General features: G+C 75.1%; 14 protein-coding genes. 8 read left to right on the forward strand and 6 right to left on the reverse strand.

Translation table 11 applies throughout. From position 1 onward, the window contains the following. The first annotated feature begins 26 nt into the window (after positions 1 to 26). The 3 genes from ACRYR2_RS03560 (at position 27) to ACRYR2_RS03570 (ending at position 4,191) form a co-directional block, all read left to right on the forward strand. The gene (locus tag ACRYR2_RS03560; protein WP_432561452.1) at positions 27 to 2,696 is read left to right on the forward strand and encodes a diguanylate cyclase domain-containing protein; all 2,670 of its coding nucleotides are present in this window, start codon (positions 27 to 29) and stop codon (positions 2,694 to 2,696) included. 93 nt (positions 2,697 to 2,789) lie between these two features. Next, complete coding sequence (locus ACRYR2_RS03565) at positions 2,790 to 3,299, forward strand: CAP domain-containing protein (protein ID WP_432561453.1); 510 nt, start codon at positions 2,790 to 2,792, stop codon at positions 3,297 to 3,299. Between the two features lie 142 nt (positions 3,300 to 3,441). Then, the gene (locus ACRYR2_RS03570; protein WP_432561454.1) at positions 3,442 to 4,191 is read left to right on the forward strand and encodes a hypothetical protein; all 750 of its coding nucleotides are present in this window, start codon (positions 3,442 to 3,444) and stop codon (positions 4,189 to 4,191) included. Positions 4,192 to 4,193: 2 nt separating this feature from the next. Here ACRYR2_RS03570 and ppk2 read toward each other — a convergent pair whose 3' ends face one another. Beyond that, entirely contained in the window at positions 4,194 to 5,174 is a 981-nt protein-coding gene (ppk2, locus tag ACRYR2_RS03575) for a polyphosphate kinase 2 (RefSeq protein ID WP_432561455.1), read from the reverse strand. 113 nt (positions 5,175 to 5,287) lie between these two features. Between ppk2 and glsA the strand changes: the two genes are divergently transcribed. Then, the gene (glsA, locus tag ACRYR2_RS03580) at positions 5,288 to 6,223 is read left to right on the forward strand and encodes a glutaminase A (RefSeq protein ID WP_432561456.1); all 936 of its coding nucleotides are present in this window, start codon (positions 5,288 to 5,290) and stop codon (positions 6,221 to 6,223) included. Positions 6,224 to 6,294: 71 nt separating this feature from the next. On the opposite strand, the gene ACRYR2_RS03585 is transcribed toward glsA, so the two are convergent. The 3 genes from ACRYR2_RS03585 to ACRYR2_RS03595 are packed head-to-tail and all read right to left on the reverse strand — an operon-like array spanning position 6,295 to position 9,799. Next, the gene (locus ACRYR2_RS03585) at positions 6,295 to 8,472 is read right to left on the reverse strand and encodes a YhgE/Pip family protein (RefSeq protein ID WP_432561457.1); all 2,178 of its coding nucleotides are present in this window, start codon (positions 8,470 to 8,472) and stop codon (positions 6,295 to 6,297) included. Then, positions 8,469 to 9,173 (reverse strand): ABC transporter ATP-binding protein, encoded by a 705-nt coding sequence (locus ACRYR2_RS03590; protein WP_432561458.1) that lies wholly within the window; start codon positions 9,171 to 9,173, stop codon positions 8,469 to 8,471. The genes ACRYR2_RS03585 and ACRYR2_RS03590 overlap by 4 nt, the downstream gene beginning before the upstream one ends. Further along, on the reverse strand, positions 9,170 to 9,799 hold the full coding sequence (locus ACRYR2_RS03595; protein ID WP_432561459.1) for a TetR/AcrR family transcriptional regulator: 630 nt from the start codon (positions 9,797 to 9,799) through the stop codon (positions 9,170 to 9,172). The genes ACRYR2_RS03590 and ACRYR2_RS03595 overlap by 4 nt, the downstream gene beginning before the upstream one ends. Positions 9,800 to 9,974: 175 nt before the next feature. Between ACRYR2_RS03595 and ACRYR2_RS03600 the strand changes: the two genes are divergently transcribed. Beyond that, positions 9,975 to 11,801: a VanW family protein gene (locus ACRYR2_RS03600; protein ID WP_432561460.1), complete on the forward strand. Its 1,827-nt coding sequence runs from the start codon at positions 9,975 to 9,977 to the stop codon at positions 11,799 to 11,801. Positions 11,802 to 11,804: 3 nt separating this feature from the next. Here the strand turns inward: ACRYR2_RS03600 and ACRYR2_RS03605 are convergent, their stop codons facing one another. Then, positions 11,805 to 12,581: an AfsR/SARP family transcriptional regulator gene (locus ACRYR2_RS03605; protein ID WP_432561461.1), complete on the reverse strand. Its 777-nt coding sequence runs from the start codon at positions 12,579 to 12,581 to the stop codon at positions 11,805 to 11,807. Positions 12,582 to 12,740: 159 nt separating this feature from the next. Here ACRYR2_RS03605 and ACRYR2_RS03610 point away from each other — a divergent pair, with 159 nt between their 5' ends. After that, complete coding sequence (locus tag ACRYR2_RS03610; RefSeq protein ID WP_432561462.1) at positions 12,741 to 14,144, forward strand: FAD-binding oxidoreductase; 1,404 nt, start codon at positions 12,741 to 12,743, stop codon at positions 14,142 to 14,144. Positions 14,145 to 14,294: 150 nt separating this feature from the next. On the opposite strand, the gene ACRYR2_RS03615 is transcribed toward ACRYR2_RS03610, so the two are convergent. Then, positions 14,295 to 14,606: a hypothetical protein gene (locus ACRYR2_RS03615; protein ID WP_432561463.1), complete on the reverse strand. Its 312-nt coding sequence runs from the start codon at positions 14,604 to 14,606 to the stop codon at positions 14,295 to 14,297. A 341-nt stretch (positions 14,607 to 14,947) separates the two neighbouring features. On the opposite strand from ACRYR2_RS03615, the gene ACRYR2_RS03620 reads away from it, so the two are divergent. Continuing rightward, a complete protein-coding gene (locus tag ACRYR2_RS03620; RefSeq protein ID WP_432561464.1) occupies positions 14,948 to 15,694 on the forward strand; it encodes a YceI family protein in 747 nt (248 codons plus the stop codon). Positions 15,695 to 15,742: 48 nt separating this feature from the next. Continuing rightward, entirely contained in the window at positions 15,743 to 17,377 is a 1,635-nt protein-coding gene (locus ACRYR2_RS03625; protein ID WP_432561465.1) for a PP2C family protein-serine/threonine phosphatase, read from the forward strand. Positions 17,378 to 17,387 lie beyond the last annotated feature (10 nt).

Raw genomic sequence — 17,387 nt, forward strand, 5'->3', positions numbered from 1 at the left:
GTCCGTCGTCGGGAGGGGTGTTCCAGGTGTTCTCCGGCCAGCCGTCCGAGCCGTCGCCCGACGGGCGGCGCCTCGTCGGGGCACCCGGCGAACCCGCGCTGCTGCGAGGCGCCTGGCGTCGCAGCCTGGTCCTCTGCCTGGTGTTCGCGGTCGCGACCCTCGTCGGCCGCAGTGCCCAGGCCGATGGCGCGCACCTGGCCATCCTCTGGCCGGCCTCGGCCGTCGGTCTGCTGTGGATCGCCGGCTCGCCGGGCCGGCGCGGTCGCCTGCTCGACGCTGTGCTGCTGTTCCTGGTGACCGCCGGCCTGCGCGTCGTCACGCAGATGTCCCTGGTCGAGTCCTGCCTGCTGGCCCTCGCCGCACTGACCCAGGCCTTCGCCGGGGCGTGGACGTACCGGGTGCTGCAGCCGTCCGGGTTCCGGCTCGCGCGCATCGCGCACGTCCGGTCGCTCGCACTGTCCTCGCTGGCCGGCGCCCTGGCGTCCACCCCCCTGGCGGCGGTGGCCTTCGCGGTGGTGGACGACGTCGCCACGGCGCTGGCGACCACCCAGTGGGCGCTGCGGACGACCGTGTCGACGTTCGTGGTGCTGGCGGTCGTCCTGCGTTCGGCCGAACGGCGCCCCGACGCACCGGGGAGCGCCTGCTCGCAGGCCGAGCGGATCGCCCTGTTCGCGACCTTCCTGGCCTCCTACGGCCTCGCCTTCTGGATCGTCGACGCCGCAGCCGTGGCCTTCCTCGTGCTCCCGGTGGCCGTGTGGGTCGCCCTGCGCCGCACGACGACGGCGGCCACGGTGCACGTCGTCCTGGCGGCCGCCGTCGTCGTGGCCGCCACCTGGGCCGGGCACGGACCGTGGACGCGGCTGGGCCCCGACCTGCAGGCCATGTGCGCCGAGGCGTTCATCGGCACCCTGGGCTTCCTCGCCCTGGTCCTGGCCCTGTACCGCGACGAGGGCGTCGACGGCGCGCGCGCCGCCGCCGAGCAGGCCGACCTGCTGAGCGCGGTCTTCGCGTCCATCTCCGACGCCGTCTGCGTCTTCGACCGCGACGGGAACTCGCTGCTGCGCAACCCCGCCGCCGACGCGCTGCTCGGCGGCCCGCGCGCCGAGCGCCGGGACTGGGACGTGGACATGGACTTCTCGCACCCCGACGGCACCCGTTTCGCCGGCGCCGAGCTGCCGGTCGTGCGGGCCCTCGCCGGGGAGCCGGTCGAAGGCGTCGACCTGCGGCTGCGCACGCCGAGCGTTCCCGACGGCGTGCTGGTCAACGTCAGCGCCCACCCGCTGCCGCGCGAGCGTGGCGCGGTGTGGAGCGGGGGTGCCGTCGCCGCCTTCCACGACGTCACCGAGGTCCGCGCGGCCAGCGCCCGTGTGGCGCAGGCGCACGAGCTGCTGAGCAACGTCCTGCACGGCGCGACCGAGCACTCGATCATCGCCGTCGACACCCGCGGCCGGATCACCGTCTTCAGCGAGGGTGCGCAGCGGATGCTGGGCTGGACGGCCGAGGAGGTCGTCGGCACCGACGGGATGCGCGTCCACGACCCGGCCGAGGTGCGGGCCCTGGCCGACGCGCTCGGCGTGGACGACCTGCGCGCGGTGTTCGCCGCGGCGGACACCGACGACCCCAGGACCGGCCGGTTCACCTACGTGCGCCGCGACGGCAGCACGCTGCCCGTCAGCCTGACCACCTCGCCCCTGCGCAGCGGGTCCGGTGAGCTCCTCGGCTGGATCGGCGTGGCCACCGACGTCTCGGAGCTGGAGAACTCCGAGGCGCTGTTCCGGGCCGCGCTGCAGACGGCGCCCGTCGGGATCGCGCTGGTGGCCACCACCGGTGCCGACGCCGGGCGGATGGTGCGGGTCAACCGGTCGCTGTGCCGCTTCACGGGGCGCTCGGAGCCGGAGCTGCTGGGAGCCGAGTTCACCACGCTGGCGTTGGGGGGCGAGCCGTTCGACGAGCTGTTCGCCGAGGTCCTCGGCGGGCGCCGTGAACAGCGCGTCGACCTGCAGTTCCGCGCCGCCGACGGCCGGACGGTGGACGCCGAGGTGACCGCGACGCTCGTGCGGCCCCACGGCGGCGACGTCAGCCTGCTGCTGCTGGTCGAGGACGTCACCGAACGCCGTGCGGCGCAGGCGGAACTGCAGCACCGGGCGCTGCACGACCCGCTGACCGGGCTGCCGAACCGCACGCTGTTCCTCGACCGGCTCGAGCACGCCGTCGCGGCGGCGCAGCGGGGGACCGGGCACGTCGGGCTGCTGTACGTCGACCTCGACGGGTTCAAGGCCGTCAACGACGTCGCCGGGCACGCCGCCGGCGACGACCTGCTGGTGCAGGTCGCCCGGATGCTGTCCGCCTGCGTGCGCCCGGGCGACACGGTGGCGCGGCTCGGGGGTGACGAGTTCGCCGTCGTGTGCCCCGGGACGTCGGGGGAGGCTGACCTCGTCGGCATCGGCGAGCGGGTGCTGGAGGCGCTGCGCGAGCCGATCGCCGTGCGCGGTCACCAGGCCGCCGTCGGTGCGAGCATCGGCGTCCGGTGGTGCGCCGGGGAGGCCCCGGCCGAGCAGCTGCTGCGCGACGCCGACGAGGCGATGTACGCGGCGAAGCGGGGCGGCAAGGGGCGGGTCGTCGTGCACGGCGGTCGTCCGGGTCGTCCGGGTCGACCGGGAACCGGAACGGTCGCCGTCGCGTCTCATCCTTCTTAGGGGGATCACTCCGTGTCACGGATCAGACACGGAAAGTGTGGTTCATCTCACACCTGGATCCGGTAACGCGTCCCGACTGGTTGAGTGCGGCCCATGACGACGCTCCCCCGGCGCCCCCTCCGGACGATCACCCTGGCCGCCTCGGCCACGGCGACGGCCGCGCTCACCGTGCTCGCCCTGGCCGGTCCCGCGGCCGCCGACGAGATCACCCCCACCTCCACCCCGCTCGAGCAGTTCGAGGCCGAGGTCCTGGACCGCACCAACGCCGCCCGCGCCGCCGCCGGCTGCGCGCCCCTGTTCCTGGACCCGGCGCTGACCGCGGCCGCCGACCGGCACACCCACGAGATGGCCGCCACCGGCCGGATGACCCACACCGGCGCCGACGGCAGCTCGCCGCGGACCCGGCTGGCCGCCGAGGGCGTCCACCCGGTGCGCACGGCCGAGAACATCGCCTACGGCTACGACGCCGGCTCCGTCGTCGACGCCTGGCTGGCCAGCCCCGGTCACCGGGCCAACATCCTCGACTGCCGGCTGCGGGCCATCGGCGTGGCCGAGGTCGCCAGCGCGTCCGGGCCCTTCGTGACCCAGGTCTTCGCCGGCTGACCGCCCCGCCCGCTCGCCGCGACCCGTGGAGTGGAACTGAGCGATGCTGGGACCAGCAGGCGGAACCCCGCCGGCGCGCCAGGCGTCGGAGGCTCCGCGGCTCGGGGTGCGAAGGCCGCACCGGCGGAGGCGGGAGGTCGAGGTGTCCGGAGCGCCGTGGTGGGGGTTCCGCGCGGACCCCGGGCACTCCGCGGGTTCCGCGGACGACCGGGCTGACACGGTCACCCGCACCGCCCGGCCCGCACCCCCGGTGGTGACCTCGCCACCTCGTCCGCTGCACGGGCTGCACGGACTGCACCTGACCGCGGCCGTCCTGGCCGCCGTCCTGCTCGTCCTGCTCGGGCTCCTCGCGGCCCGCACCATCGGCTCGTCCGGCGGTGCGGTGACCGGGGCGGCCACCGCGAACGGCCCCGGGACGACCGTCGTCGCGTCCGGGGCGGTCCCGGCGGCGGGTGGAGCGGCGGCGGGGGGCACCGCCGCGGCCGACGCCGCCGCCACGGCCGAGCTGGAGGCGCTGCGCCGGCAGGGTCTGGAGGCGCACCCGGTGGCCGGGCAGTGGGTGGCCCAGCTGGCCGCCAAGAGCGTGGGCACGACCGACCCGGTGCAGACGGCGGCCAACGGCAGCAGCACCTTCTACGCCACGGACATCCTGGCCCAGAGCCGGCAGATCGCCTCCGGCGTCGCGGGCGGCGACGTCTTCGTCCTGCGGACCACCGACTTCGGTGAGGGGCTGCTCGACGCCCGCGGCAACCCCTACTGGGTGACGCTGGCCGCCGGCCCGTTCGCCGACGCCGACGACGTCCACGCCTGGTGCGACAGCATGTTCGCCACCACCCCGGCGCAGGAGCGCGGGAACGTGTGCCTGCCCAAGCAGCTCACCCCCCGCGCCTGAGCTCAGGCGTCGGGCGACTTCTCGCGCAGCGACGGGAAGACGTGGCCCGGGTTCTCGCCCTGCTCGAACATCGGCGCCGCCGGACCCAGTCCGACGATCAGCGGGTCCGGGGTCCCGACGACGTCGGGATCCTTGTCGTCGTAGGGCAACTGGGAGAGCACGTGGCGCATCGCCTCGATGCGGGCCCGCTTCTTGTCGTTGCTGCGGATCGTCGTCCACGGGGCGTCGGCGGTGTCGGTGTAGAAGAACATCGCCTCCTTGGCCTCGGTGTAGTCGTCCCAGCGGTCCAGGGACTCCAGGTCCATGGGTGACAACTTCCAGCGGCGCACCGGGTCGCCCGCGCGCAGCGCGAACCGGGTCCGCTGCTCGGCGGCGGAGACCGAGAACCACATCTTCACCAGCCGGATGCCGCTGCGCACCCACATCCGCTCCAGGTCCGGGACCTGGCGCATGAACTCCAGGTACTCCAGCGGTGTGGCGAAACCCATGACGCGTTCGACGCCGGCGCGGTTGTACCAGGAGCGGTCGAACAGGACGATCTCACCGCCGCTGGGCAGGTGCTGCACGTAGCGCTGGAAGTACCACTGGCTCCGTTCGCGGTCGCTGGGCTTGTCCAGGGCGACGACCCGCGCGCCACGGGGGTTGAGGTTCTCGGTGAAGCGCTTGATGGTGCCGCCCTTGCCCGCGGCGTCGCGGCCCTCGAAGACCAGCAGCACCTTCTCGTCGTGCTGCTTCACCCAGTTCTGCATCTTCAGCAGTTCGACCTGCAGGCCCCGCTTGAGCCCCTCGTACTCCTTGCGGGTCATCTTGGTGTCGTAGGGGTACCCCTCGCGCCACGTCTGCGCGGCCTCCGCCCCGAGGCCGGCCAGCAGCGCGGGCGCCTCGGTCTCGGACGATCCGGGCGCCTCCTCGACGACGTCGTCGAGGTCCGGGGCCCGCTCGCCGTCACCATCGGCCCGGGCCTCGGACACGTCGCTGCTCATGCCCAGATCGTGCCCCGCGCGGGACCGTCCCACACCTCGGCCACCGGGTTCCCCACGTCGCGCCCGGTGTCTGCGGCCGCGCGGCGACGGGGTGGCGCTGACAGCATGCGCCCATGAGCGGCTCCACCGACGCCCACGTCCACGACCTCGACGACCTGCGGGGCCGTGTGCGGGCCGAGCGGGGTGGGAGCGTGGACGACAGCATCCCCCAGCTCGCGCAGGCCGATCCCGACCTGTGCGGGCTGGCGCTGGCGCTGGCCGACGGCACCGTGCGGACCAGCGCCCAGGCCGACGTGGCCGTCAGCGTGCAGTCGGCCGTCAAACCGTTCCTGTTCGCGTTGGCCCTGCTCGACACGGGCGGGGACGCGCTGGACCGGATCGGCATCGAGCCGACCGGGGAGGCCTTCGACGCGATCAAGCTCGAGACCGGCACCGGGCGCCCACCGAACCCCATGGTCAACGCCGGCGCGCTGCTCACGGCCTCCCTCGTCGAGGGAGACGACGTCGAGGGGCGCACCGAGCGCATCGTGGCCGGGTTGTCCGCCTTCGCCGCCCGGGACCTGGAGGTCGACGAGGACGTCGCCCACAGCGAGCACCTGCTCGGGGACCGCAACCACGCCCTGGCCCACCTCATGCGCGCCGAGGGGACGATGCACGTCGGTGCCGACGACGCCGTCGCGGTCTACGCCCGCGCGTGCGCGGTGCTGGTCGATGCACGGTCGCTCGCCGTGATGGGCGCGACCCTGGCGTGCGCGGGCCGCAACCCCGTCTCGGGTGAGCAGGTCGTGCCGCCGCGGGTGGCGCGCGACGTGGTGTCGGTCATGGCCACCTGCGGCGTGTACGACGGTTCGGGGCGGTGGATGCGCAGCGTGGGCGTTCCCGCGAAGTCCAGCGTGTCCGGGGGGATCGTGCTGTCGGCGCCGGGAGTGCTGGGCGCAGCGGTGATCAGCCCGCCCCTGGACGCGCAGGGCACCAGCGTGCGTGGACGCATCGCCTGCGAGGAGCTCAGCGCGGACCTCGGCCTGCACGTCTTCGCGGCGAAGCCCTGAGGCGGCCGGGAGTCGGGTCCTCGGTCGCCGGCTCGGAGGGACAGGTCGGAGGGACAGCTCGGAGGGACAGGTCAGAGGGACAGGGAGGGGTGCAGCCGGGTCAGGGTCCAGGTGCGGCCGCGGTGGCAGGCGAACACCGTGACGGCCAGGGCGAGCACCCCGAACCCGGCCAGCACCGCGGCGTCCGTGCCCACCGGTCCGGAGGCACCGGCGACGAGGTGGCGCAGGCCGTCGGCGGCGTAGGTCATCGGCAGGAACGGGTGGATGGCCTCGAAGAAGGCCGGTGACGTGCCGACGGGGTAGGTCCCGCCCGCGGAGGTCAGCTGCAGGACCAGCAGCACCAGGGCCACCAGCCGGCCGACCCCGCCCAGCAGGGCGTTCAGGCACTGGTGGACGGCGGTGAACACGACCGCGACGAGCGCCCCGAAGGCGACGGTGGCCACCGGGTTCGGCGACTCGATGCCGACGGCCAGCAGCAGGACCAGCCACAGCACCACGGCCTGGGCGATCCCGAGCAGGGCGCCGGGCACCCAGCCGGCGACCGCGACGCGCAGCGAGGAGGCCGTCGAGGCCAGCGCCCGCTGGGAGACCGCGCGCAGCACCATGTACGTCACCATGCCGCCGACCCACAGCGCGACGGGCACGAACAGCGGGGCCAGGCCGTCGCTGTAGCGGTCGACGGCGTTCTCCTTCACCCGTTCGGCGACGACGGGGGCCGCCGCGACGGCGGCCCGTTCGCCCGTGTCGTCGTAGTCGGGCACCTGCGACTGACCGTCGGCCAGCTGCGTCTGCAGCGAGCCGGCCCCCTGGCTCAGCTGCGCGGTGCCGTCGGCGAGCTGGGTAGCACCGTCGCGGGCCTGGGTCGTGCCGTTCAGCAGGGCGGTGGCGCCGTCGTCGACCTGCGCGGCACCGGTGGCCAGGGCGGCCGCGCCGTCGGCGGCGGCCTGCGAGCCGGTGGCCAGGTCGCGCGTGCCGGTGGCCAGGGCGTCGGCTCCGTCGGCGGCCTGGGCGACGCCCTGCTGCAGGGCGGGGGCGGCACCGGCCAGCTGCCGGGCACCGGCGGCGACGGCGTCGGCTCCCTCGGACAGCTGCCGGGCGCCGGTGGACAGCTCGTCGACCCGCTGCCGCACGGTCGCGGCGGCGGTGTCCAGCGTGCCGTCCGCCAGGGCCTGCTGGGCCTGCTCGAGGGTGCGGACCGCGGCGGCCAGGCTCTCGTCGTCGGGGTTCGCGGCGGCCAGGGCGCGGGCCTGGGTCAGCAGCTGCTCGACCAGCGGCGCCAGCCCCTGCGTCTCCGCCAGCGCCGGCAGGAGCTGGTCGGCGGCCCCGGTCAGGGCCCCGGCGCCGTCGGCCACCTGCCCCGCGCCGGCGGCGACGGCGTCCGCACCGGCCGACAGCTGGGCCGTCTGCCCCGGCAGACCGGCCGTCGCCGTCCGCAGCTGGTCCAGCCCCTGGGCCAGCGTCCCGGCCCCGGTGGCGGCGCTGCCGGCGCCGGTGGCCACCTGCCGGGTGCCCTCGGCCAGGTCGTCGGCGCCCGCGCGCAACGCACCGGTCCCGTCGACCAGCTGCGCCGCACCGGTCCCGAGGTCGCCCAGACCCAGGACGAGGGTGTCGGCGCCGTCGTCGGCCGCCCGGGCGCCCTCGGCCAGCTGCCCGGCCCCGTCGGCGGCCTCGCCGAGGGCGTCGTGGACGGAGGAGAACGCGACGTAGACGTTCTCCAGGTAGTTCGTCGTGGTGTCGGTGGCGACGTCGGTGCGGATCGTCGTGGCGATGGTGTTCGCGACCTGGCCGATGATGTAGTTGCGCGCGTCGTCGGTGGTGACGGTCAGCCGCGCCTGCTGCGGGTCGTCGCCGCCGGTGGAGGCCAGGGCCTGCGAAAAACCCTCCGGAACGGTCAGGACGGCGGAGAACTCCCCGTCGCGCAGACCGTCCGCGGCCTCCTGCGCACTGGCCGCGGTCCAGCTGAACCCCGCGTCGGCGTCGGGGCCGGTGAGCCGGTCGACGAGGTCGGAGCCGGCCGAGACCGTCTGCACCGAACCGTCGGGTGCGGTGACCTGCGCGGGGGAGTCGGAGTTCACCACGGCGGCCCGCAGGTTCGACAGCCGGCTCACCGGGTCGGTGTTCGACCACAGGTACAGGCCGCCGTAGATCAGCGGGACGAGCACGACGGTGAGGATCGCCAGCTTGGTGATCGTCGCCCGCCGGAACCGGGCCAGTTCCAGGCCGGGGAGGGAGAAGCGGGGGAGTTTCACGAGTTGTCCTGGTGGTCGGGGAGGTCGAGGAGGATGCGGCCGTCGTCGGTGCGCCAGTGCAGGTCGGAGGTGTCCGCGCAGCTGGCGACGATGGTCAGCGGGTGCGGCGAGGTCTGCTGCAGGGCAGCCAGCGCGTTCCAGGCCCGCCGCCGGTCCACGGTGCGGCGCAACGCGTCCACGTCGTCGACGACGAGCACCTCGGGTCGGCCGGTGAGGGCGAGCACGACCCCCAGCGCCATCCGCTCGAGCGGGTCGATGTCGCTGACGAACTCCTTCGGACGCAGCCGGGGGACGTCGGTGCCCGTCCGCTCCAGCGCCTCCTCCACACGCCGCAGCCGGGCCTGCACCTGCGCGTCGGAGACCCACGGGCGGTACCAGGGCTGGTGCAGGACGAGCCGTTCGGCGACGTGCTGCTCGACGGTGAGGGCGTCGTCGAGTTCGTTGACGCCGCGCACCTCGGCCAGCGCCACCCGCCGGCGCACCGCGGTGGCGCGCCCGGGCAGGTCCTCGCCGAGGACGCGCAGGGTCCCGGCGGTGGGCCGCATCCGGCCGGCCAGCGTCAGCAGCAGCGACGTCTTGCCGGCGCTGGCGTGGCCGCGCACGACGAGCGTCGAACCGGCCGCCACGTCGAGGTCGACGCCGGAGAACACGGTGCGCCCGCGGTCGCGCAGTTCCAGCCCGCGGGCCTGCAGGACGCTCACCGGGCGGCCTCCTCGGTGAACTGCTGGATGACCGCGGTCACGACCCGCGCCTCGAAGCCCTCGACGTCGCCGGTGTCGCCGAGCAGCCGCGGGGTGACCAGGCCCTCGTGCGCGGTGACGACGGCGCGGACGAGTTCGTCGGCCGGCACCGTCAGCCGGCGGCCGACCCGGGCGAGGGCCTGCTCGAGCACCGGGGCCAGCCGGCGGCGCAGGTCGGCGCGCTGCCGGGCCAGCGTCGCGGCGGCCTCGGGGTTGCGCAGCGCCTGCGCGGTGAACTCGGTGCGCACGGCGTGCCACTGCCGGTCGATGGGCAGGACCTGCAGGACGTGGGCCACCACCTGCTCGAGGTCGGCGCCGGGCAGGCCGTGGGCCAGCCGCTCCTCGACGTGGTCGACCAGCGCACCGGCCCGGTCGGTGTAGAGCGCGGCGACGACGTCGTCCATCGTCGCGAAGTTGGAGTAGAAGGCGCCGCGGGTGAAACCCGCGCGCTCGCAGACGCTCTCGACGCTGCTGCGGGCCAGGCCCTGCTCGCCGAGCACGTCGAGGGCGGCCGTGAGCAGCCGCGCGCGCGTCTGCTCCCGGCGCCGGGAGGTGCGCTCCCGGGCAGCGGTCGTCGTGGTGGTCACGGTGATCAGCGTACGCGCTCTCGATACGAAACGCATCCAGTGCAGATCGCATCCATGGACACGGCGCGGTGGTCCCGTGAAGGGCGCGTCTGGCCGTGTCCGAACTCTTAGGGTGGGTGCGCGGGCACGCTGCGTGCTGCGCACTCGGGGGAGTTTCGAAGCGGGGGAACGGCCAGTGGTCAACCAGCGGGCGCAACAGGAGACCGGGCGACCGACGGGAGGGCGCCGGCCGCGGCCCTGGACCAAGCGGCCCACCACCTGGATCGGCCTGGGCGCCGTCGTCGTGGCCGGCGGCTACTGCGCCGCGGCGCTGGCCGTCGGCGGACAGGCCCCGCGCGGCACGACCGTCCTGGGCGTCGACGTCGGCGGCCTGGACCGCACCGCCGTCGAGCAGGCCGTCGACCGGGCGGCCCAGGAGGTCCAGTCCCGCCCCGTCGCCCTGCAGGTCACCGGGGCCGGAGCCTCCACCACCGGGGAGGTCGTCCCCGACCAGGCCGGTCTGTCCGTCGACGCCGCCACCACCGCCGACGAGCTCGCCGGGCCGGCGTGGTCCCCGGCGGCGCTGTGGCGGCACCTGGCCGGCGGCGACACCGTCGACCCCGTCGTCACCCGCGACGACGCCGCGCTCCGCGGCGCGCTGCAGCCGCTGGCCGACTCCGTGGCCGTCGCCCCCGTCGAGGGCGCGGTCACCTTCGACGTCCGCGAGGACGGCAGCGTCGAACCCGCCGTGGCCGCCCCCTCCGACGGCCGCGACCTCGACGTCGCAGCCGCCGCGGACGCGGTGGCCGGCGGCTGGCTGGCCGGCGAGCCGGTCACCCTGCAGGCCGACGTCGCGCGGCCCACCGTGGACGCCGCCGGCATCGAGGCGAGCGTGGACGCCATCGCCCGGCCCGCGGTCGCCGGGGACCTCGTCGTCGCCGGCGGCGGCCGGGAGGCCACCCTGACCCCGGCCGCGTTCGCCCCGGCGCTCGCTGTCCGCCCGGTGGAGGGCGAGCCCGAACTGGTCGCCGACGGCGCCGGGTTGCGGACCGCGCTCGCCGCGGCCGACCCGCAGTTCGAGACCGCACCGCAGGACGCGCGCATCGAGATCGTCGGCGACGTGCCGCAGGTCGTGCCCGCCGTCGCCGGCCGCGCCACCCCCGACGCCGACCTGGCCGCCGCCGTCACCGGCGCGCTCACGGGTCAGGACCCCACCCGGCGCGCCGAGGTGGAACCGACCGAGTCGCAACCGGAACTGACCACCGACGAGCTGAACTCCCTCGGGATCGTCGAGCGGATCTCCACCTTCGCCACGACGCTGACGTCCGACGCGGACCGCACCGAGAACATCCGGATCGCCGCCGGGTACGTCGACGGCACGATCCTGCAGCCCGGCGAGGAGTTCTCGCTCAACGACACCGTCGGCGAGCGCACGCCCGAACGGGGTTTCAACAAGGCCCCCGTGATCTCCGGCGGACGCCTCGTCGACGACTACGGCGGCGGTGTCTCGCAGTTGTCGACCACGTTGTTCAACAACGTGTTCTTCGCCGGCCTCGACGAGCTGGAGCACAAACCCCACTCGCTCTACATCTCCCGCTACCCCGAGGGGCGCGAGGCGACGCTGGACTGGCGCAGCATCGACAACCGGTTCCGCAACGACTCCGGCCACGGCGTCTACATCCAGGCCGGGATCGTCGGCAACCAGGTCGTCGTGTCGTTCTACGGGACGAAGTTCATGGACGTGGAGTCGGTCACCTCGGGCCGGCGCAACGTCAAGACCCCGCGGACCGTCTACGACACCTCCGAGGGGTGCACGCCGAACTCGACACCGCACACCGGTTTCACCGTCGACGTCACGCGCATCATGACCCCCGTCGCGGGAGGCCCCGAACAGCGCGAGACGTGGACGACGGTGTACAACTCCGACAACCGCGTGGTCTGCGGCCCGGACCCGTCCGCCGCGAAGCCCACCCCCACCCCGCAGGCCTCCACACCCGCTCCGCAGACCACACCCGCCGGCTGACCCTCACCGCCCGCACCACGGGCACCGGCCCGGGCCGAGGGTTCCCCCGGCCACCGCACGTTCCAGTTCGTCCAGCGCCCCGGTGGCCGCCAGGCCGGCCTCCTCGGCCAGCCGGCGCCGGTAGTCGCGGGCCGTCTGCAGGGCGCTGGCGGCCCGGCCGGTCACGGCGAGCGTCTCGACCAGCAGCCGGACGCCGGGTTCGGCCAGCGGATCGGCCTCCACGGCCTCGGCGGCCAGGTCGGTCGTGCCGTCGACCTCGCCGGAGGCCAGCGCGGTGTGCACGAGCAGTTCGGTGATCTCCCAGCGCAACCGGTCCAGGCCGACCGTGGCGGCCGCCACCGCCGGCACGTCCTGCAGGTCGGCCAGCGCCGGACCCCGCCACAACGCCAGCGCCTCCCGCAGGTCCGAGACGGCGCCCCGCTGGTCGGCGCGGGCTCCGGCGCGGGCCCGGCGCAGCAGCCGCCGCGCACGGGCCGCGTCCAGCGCGTCCTCCTCCAGCGTCAGCCGGTAGGCGCCGTCGAGGGTCTGCAGGCGCCGGGCCGCGGGGCCGAGGTGCCCGCGCAGCCGGGAGACGTGGTTGTGCACGGCCGGGCGTCCCGAGCCCGGCCGCGCGCGGGGCCAGGCCACGTCCAGCAGGTGGTCCACGGTCACCGCCCGGCCCCGGGCCAGTGCGAGCACCGCCAGCACCGCCCGGCGACGGACTCCCGGGACGGGCACGGGCCGCCCACCGACGAGCAGCCGCACCGGTCCCAGCACCTCGACCTCGACGTCCTCGGCCACCGCGTCCTCCCCGACGCTCCGGTGTGCCCAGGATGCTCCGCCGTGACACGGCCGCGCGAGTCCCGTGCCAGGACGGTGCCAGGACGGTGCCAGGACGGTGCGAGGCCGCCGCGCCATCTTCGGCCTCCGTCGGAACCGGACGTCCTGGAGGTGGCGGGCATGGCGAGCGAGACGACGACGACCACGGACCGGCTCGGGGAGGAGGTGGGGGCGGCGCTGCGCGAGCGGATGCGCGGGGCCGTCCTGGGACGTGACGATCCGGGCTTCGAACCGGCCCGGCAGGTGTGGAACGGGTTCGTCGACCGTCACCCGGTGGTCTTCGCGCGGTGCGAGGGGGTGGCCGACGTCGTGGCGGCCGTGGAGGTCGCGCGCCGCTTCCGGCCCCCGGTGAGCATCCGCGGTGGCGGGCACCAGGTGGCCGGCGGTGCGTTGTGCGACGACGGGCTGGTGATCGACGTGGGCCCGATGCACGGGGTGCACGTGAACCCGGCCGAGCGCACCGTCCGCGTCGAGGCGGGAGCGCGGTGGGCCGACGTGGACCGGGCGACGCAGCTGTTCGGGCTGGTGGTTCCCGGAGGGGAGGTGTCCGTGACGGGTGTCGCCGGCTACACCCTCGGTGGCGGGCTGGGCCTGCTGCAGCGGAAGTTCGGGCTGGCGTGCGACAACCTGCGCTCGGTCGAGGTGGTCACCGCCGACGGTCTGGTGCGCACGGCGAGCGCCACCGAGAACCCCGACCTGTTCTGGGCCGCGCGCGGCGGGGGCCGCGGGATCGGGGTGGTGACGTCCTTCGAGTTCGACCTGCACCCGCTGGGACCGCAGGTGGTGCTCGCGACGGTCTTCTACTCCTACGACCAGGCGCGGGACGTGCTGCGCGCGTGGCGGGACTACACGGCGTCGGCCCCGCGGGAGGTGTCGCCGGAGTACGGGTTGTGGAGCGTGCCGCCCGCCCCGGCGATCCCTGCGGAGCTGCACGGGCAGAAGGTCGTCGTCGTGGGTGGGCTGTACGCGGGCGACCCCGCCGAGGCCGGCAAGGTGCTGGGCCCGCTGGCCGGGTTGGGTGGACCGCTCATCGACGCGACGGCGACCGCGCCGTACACGGCGGTGCAGGAACGGCTCGACCCCCTCTTCGCCGACGGCGAGCGCCGCTACTGGAAGTCGCACTTCCTCGACGCGCTGCCCGACGAGGCCGTGGAGGCGGTCGTCGCCCTCGACGCCGACCGGCCCACCCCGCAGTGCCTGACGATCCTGCGGACGCTGGGCGGGGCGATCGACGACGTCGCGCCCGCGGACAGCGCGTACCCGCACCGCGGGGCGCTGTACAACCTCAGCATCGACGGGAACTGGACCGACCCGGCGATGGACGCCCGGCTGGTGGGCTGGGTGCGGGCGGGCTGGGACTCGATGCGCCCGTACTCCACCGGTGGGGTGTACGTGAACTTCGCCGGGATGGACGCCGACGCCGGCGCCGAGGAGGTGTACGGCGGGGCGTCGGACCGGCTGGCGCAGGTGCGGCAGGCGTACGACCCCGACGGGTTGTTCGCCGACGCGGCGGGCCGTCACTGACGACGGCACCGGGCGGGGTCCGGGCGCACGGCGCGCGTGCCCGGGCTCCACCTGCCCCGGGACGTCACCGCCGCCGACCTGCTGGAGCGGCAGGTGCCGGTGGCCGGGGCCTGACCGGAAGTGCACGACCACGGTGATCGTGCACTGCGGTCACAGGGGCAGGACGTCGACGTCCACGGCCCGCACGGGCCACAGGTCGAGCTCGAACCGGATGCCCGGCAGGGCGTAGGTGAGCTCGGACTGCAGCCGGAACCCCTCGCTGGCGTACTGCGTGCACGACAGCGGCGAGTCCCAGCCGCACAGGTCCACGGGGTGGTGCTCGTCGAAGTAGGCCTGCCAGCCCAGCAGACCGGTGCGCAGCGTCTCGTCCAGCCCCAGGTCGTCCAGGTGCTCGGTGCTCAGGACGAAGCCGCCGAGGTCGGCGGGGGCCCACACCGGGGTCGGCGCCAGGTAGTCGCTCATCAAGCGGAGTCGCTCAAAAGGCACGCATCGAGGGTAGGCCCTCGGGGCGGGTGCTCCGGACCGCACCGTGACTGCGCTGCAACAGTTTGCAACGACGCAGTGTCGTAGTTGAAGGCGGGCGGAACGGTGTCCCGCCGCGCTGAGCAGGGGGTTCGAGCGCGCAGTCACCGCGTGCCCGGTGAACGCGCGCGAGGTCACCGCGCGCCCGCGCCGGCGCGGGATGTCAGGGCAGCGACAGCTGATCGACAGGGGGCCGCCGGCCGCCGCGGTGAACCCGGGGCGCGCGCAGTCCGTGATCGGGGCAGCAGGCCGCGTTCCCCAGCCACCAGAGGTGACCCGCCATGAGCAGCACGCGCACGACCGACCGCCCGCCGGCCCCCGGCCGCCCCCGCCGCCGTACGGGCCTGTGGATCACCCTTGGGGTGCTCGTCGTCCTGCTCGTCGTGGCCGCGTTCATCGGGCCGCGCATCTACGCGAGCATCGAGAACGAGGACGCGGCCGCGCCGCTGGTCACGGCCGCGGCGACCCCGTCGGCCACCGCGAGCCAGGCCGCCACCGACGCCTCCCTCGACGGCGCCTGGGCCATCGCCCCCGGCGCGACCGCCGGGTACCGCGTCGCGGAGGTCCTCAACGGTCAGGACGTCACCGTCACCGGGCGCACCGACCAGGTCACCGGAGGCCTGGCCGTCGCCGGCGGGGAGCTGACCGAGGGCACCGTCTCGGTCGACCTGGCCAGCGTCACCACCGACTCCGGCCGGCGCGACGACCAGTTCCGCGGCGAGGACATCATGGACGTCGAGCAGTTCCCGACGGCCGACTTCGCCCTCACCCGGCCCGTCCCGCTCGGCGGTCTCGACGTCGGCTCCACCATCGCCGTCCAGCTCGTCGGCACGCTGACGCTCAAGGGGACCACCCGGGACGTCACCGTCCCGGCGACGGTCGAGCGGACCGCGCAGGACGCCGTCACCGTCACCGGCGCGGCCGACGTGACCTGGTCCGACTACGGCGTCCAGGCCCCTGACCTGGGCTTCGTCTCCGTCGAGGACGCGGGCACGATCGAGTTCACCTTCGCCGCCACCCCGGCCTGACCTCCGGTTCCGCCTGCGGGCGACGTCACCGGTCCCTACCCTGGCGGCATGTCGTCCGCGGGAGCGGTGGACCCGCTGCTCCTGCGCGCGTGGCAAGAGGTCTCCGAGGGGATCATCGTGCTGGACGCCCACGAGTGGCGCGTCGACCACGTGAACGCCGCCGGCGCGGCGATGTACGGGCTGACCCCCGAGGACTTCCTCGGCCGGCCGCTGTCGGAGGTCTTCCCGGTCGCGGTGGGCTCGGCGTTCCACGACGAGCTGCGCCGCACCCGCGCCGAGGGCGCACTGGTCACCTGGACCGGCCCCGTCCCCGGGACCGACCGGTGGATCGCCGTGCGCGCCCAGCGCCTCGACGACCACGTGCTGTGCGCCTTCCGCGACGTCACCGCGGAGCACGCCCTGGAGGTCGAACGCGACGGGCTCACCGCGTCGCTGCGCGCCTCGCTGGAGCACACGACCCGGCTGCTGCGGCTGTCCGAGGCGCTGACCGCCACGCGCACCGTGACCGACGTGGCCCGCACCGTGGTCGACGCGGCCCGCGACGGGTTCGGGGCGGCCTACGCCGCGTTGTCCGTCGTCGACCACGAACGGCAGCTGCTGCGCACCCCGTTCACCGGCGAGTACGCCCCCGGCGCGCAGGAGCAGTGGCAGGACCTGCCGCTGGACGGTCCCGGCCCCGGCACGCTGGCGATGCGGCAGGGCTCGCCGCGCTTCGACGACGCCGCCAGCCTGCGCACGAACTTCCCGGAACTGGCGCACCGCTGGGACGTCGCCGACGTCCACTACCTGGCGACCGTCCCGCTGGTCGCCGCCGGGCGCACCGTCGGGCTGCTGACGATGGTCTGGCACGAGGACCTGGAACCGTCGCCGAACCGGCGGGCCATGCTCGTCGCGCTGGCCTCCTACACCACGCAGGCGCTGCAGCGGGCGCTGCTGCTCGCCGAGCGCACCGAGACCGCGCGCACCCTGCAGACCTCGATGCTCACCGCGGACCTGCCCCAGGTCGGTGACCTGGAGGTCGTCGCCCGCTACGTCCCCGCGCACGCCGGCGACCAGGTCGGCGGCGACTGGTACGACGCGCTCCTGCTGCCCGACGGCACGACGCTGCTGGTCATCGGCGACGTCACCGGCCACGACATCACCGCCGCGGCCGGGATGGGGCAGCTGCGGATCGCGCTGCGCGCCCTGGCCGTCGACCGCGACGACCCGCCCGCCGAGCTGCTGGGCCGGCTGGAGCAGGTCGTCGACTCCCTGCGCGGCGACCCGATCCTGGCCAGCTGCCTCGTCGCCCGCATCGAGCAGGACGCCGCGGCCCGGGCCGCCGGGACGCGGACCGTGCGGTGGGCCAACGCCGGGCACCCGCCGCCGGTGCTCGTGCGGGCCGACGGCACCGCCCACGTGCTGGACGCCACCCCCGACCTGATGCTGGGCGTCGGCCCGACCACCCGCTCGGACCACACCGTCGACGTCCCGGCCGGTTCGACCCTGCTGCTGTACACCGACGGCCTGGTCGAACGGCGCGACGACGACCTCGACAACGGCATCGAGCGGCTGCGCGTCGCGGCCGGCGGGCTGGCCGGCGGCGACCTGCCCGCGGGACTGGACGCCCTGCTCGCCGACGCCGGGGGACCGGGCGGGGACGACGTCGCGCTGCTCGCCGTCCGGTTCCACGCCCACCGCTGACCTACGATCG

The organism is Kineococcus deserti, from assembly GCF_050871945.1.
Classification (GTDB): domain Bacteria; phylum Actinomycetota; class Actinomycetes; order Actinomycetales; family Kineococcaceae; genus Kineococcus.

Bases quoted from the DNA above. Each gene is read 5' to 3' on its own strand.
- ACRYR2_RS03565 (WP_432561453.1), top strand. From the start codon at position 2,790: ATGACGACGCTCCCCCGGCGCCCCCTCCGGACGATCACCCTGGCCGCC.
- ppk2 (WP_432561455.1), bottom strand. From the start codon at position 5,174: ATGAGCAGCGACGTGTCCGAGGCCCGGGCCGATGGTGACGGCGAGCGG.
- glsA (WP_432561456.1), top strand. From the start codon at position 5,288: ATGAGCGGCTCCACCGACGCCCACGTCCACGACCTCGACGACCTGCGG.
- ACRYR2_RS03610 (WP_432561462.1), top strand. From the start codon at position 12,741: ATGGCGAGCGAGACGACGACGACCACGGACCGGCTCGGGGAGGAGGTG.
- ACRYR2_RS03615 (WP_432561463.1), bottom strand. From the start codon at position 14,606: ATGAGCGACTACCTGGCGCCGACCCCGGTGTGGGCCCCCGCCGACCTC.
- ACRYR2_RS03620 (WP_432561464.1), top strand. From the start codon at position 14,948: ATGAGCAGCACGCGCACGACCGACCGCCCGCCGGCCCCCGGCCGCCCC.
- ACRYR2_RS03625 (WP_432561465.1), top strand. From the start codon at position 15,743: ATGTCGTCCGCGGGAGCGGTGGACCCGCTGCTCCTGCGCGCGTGGCAA.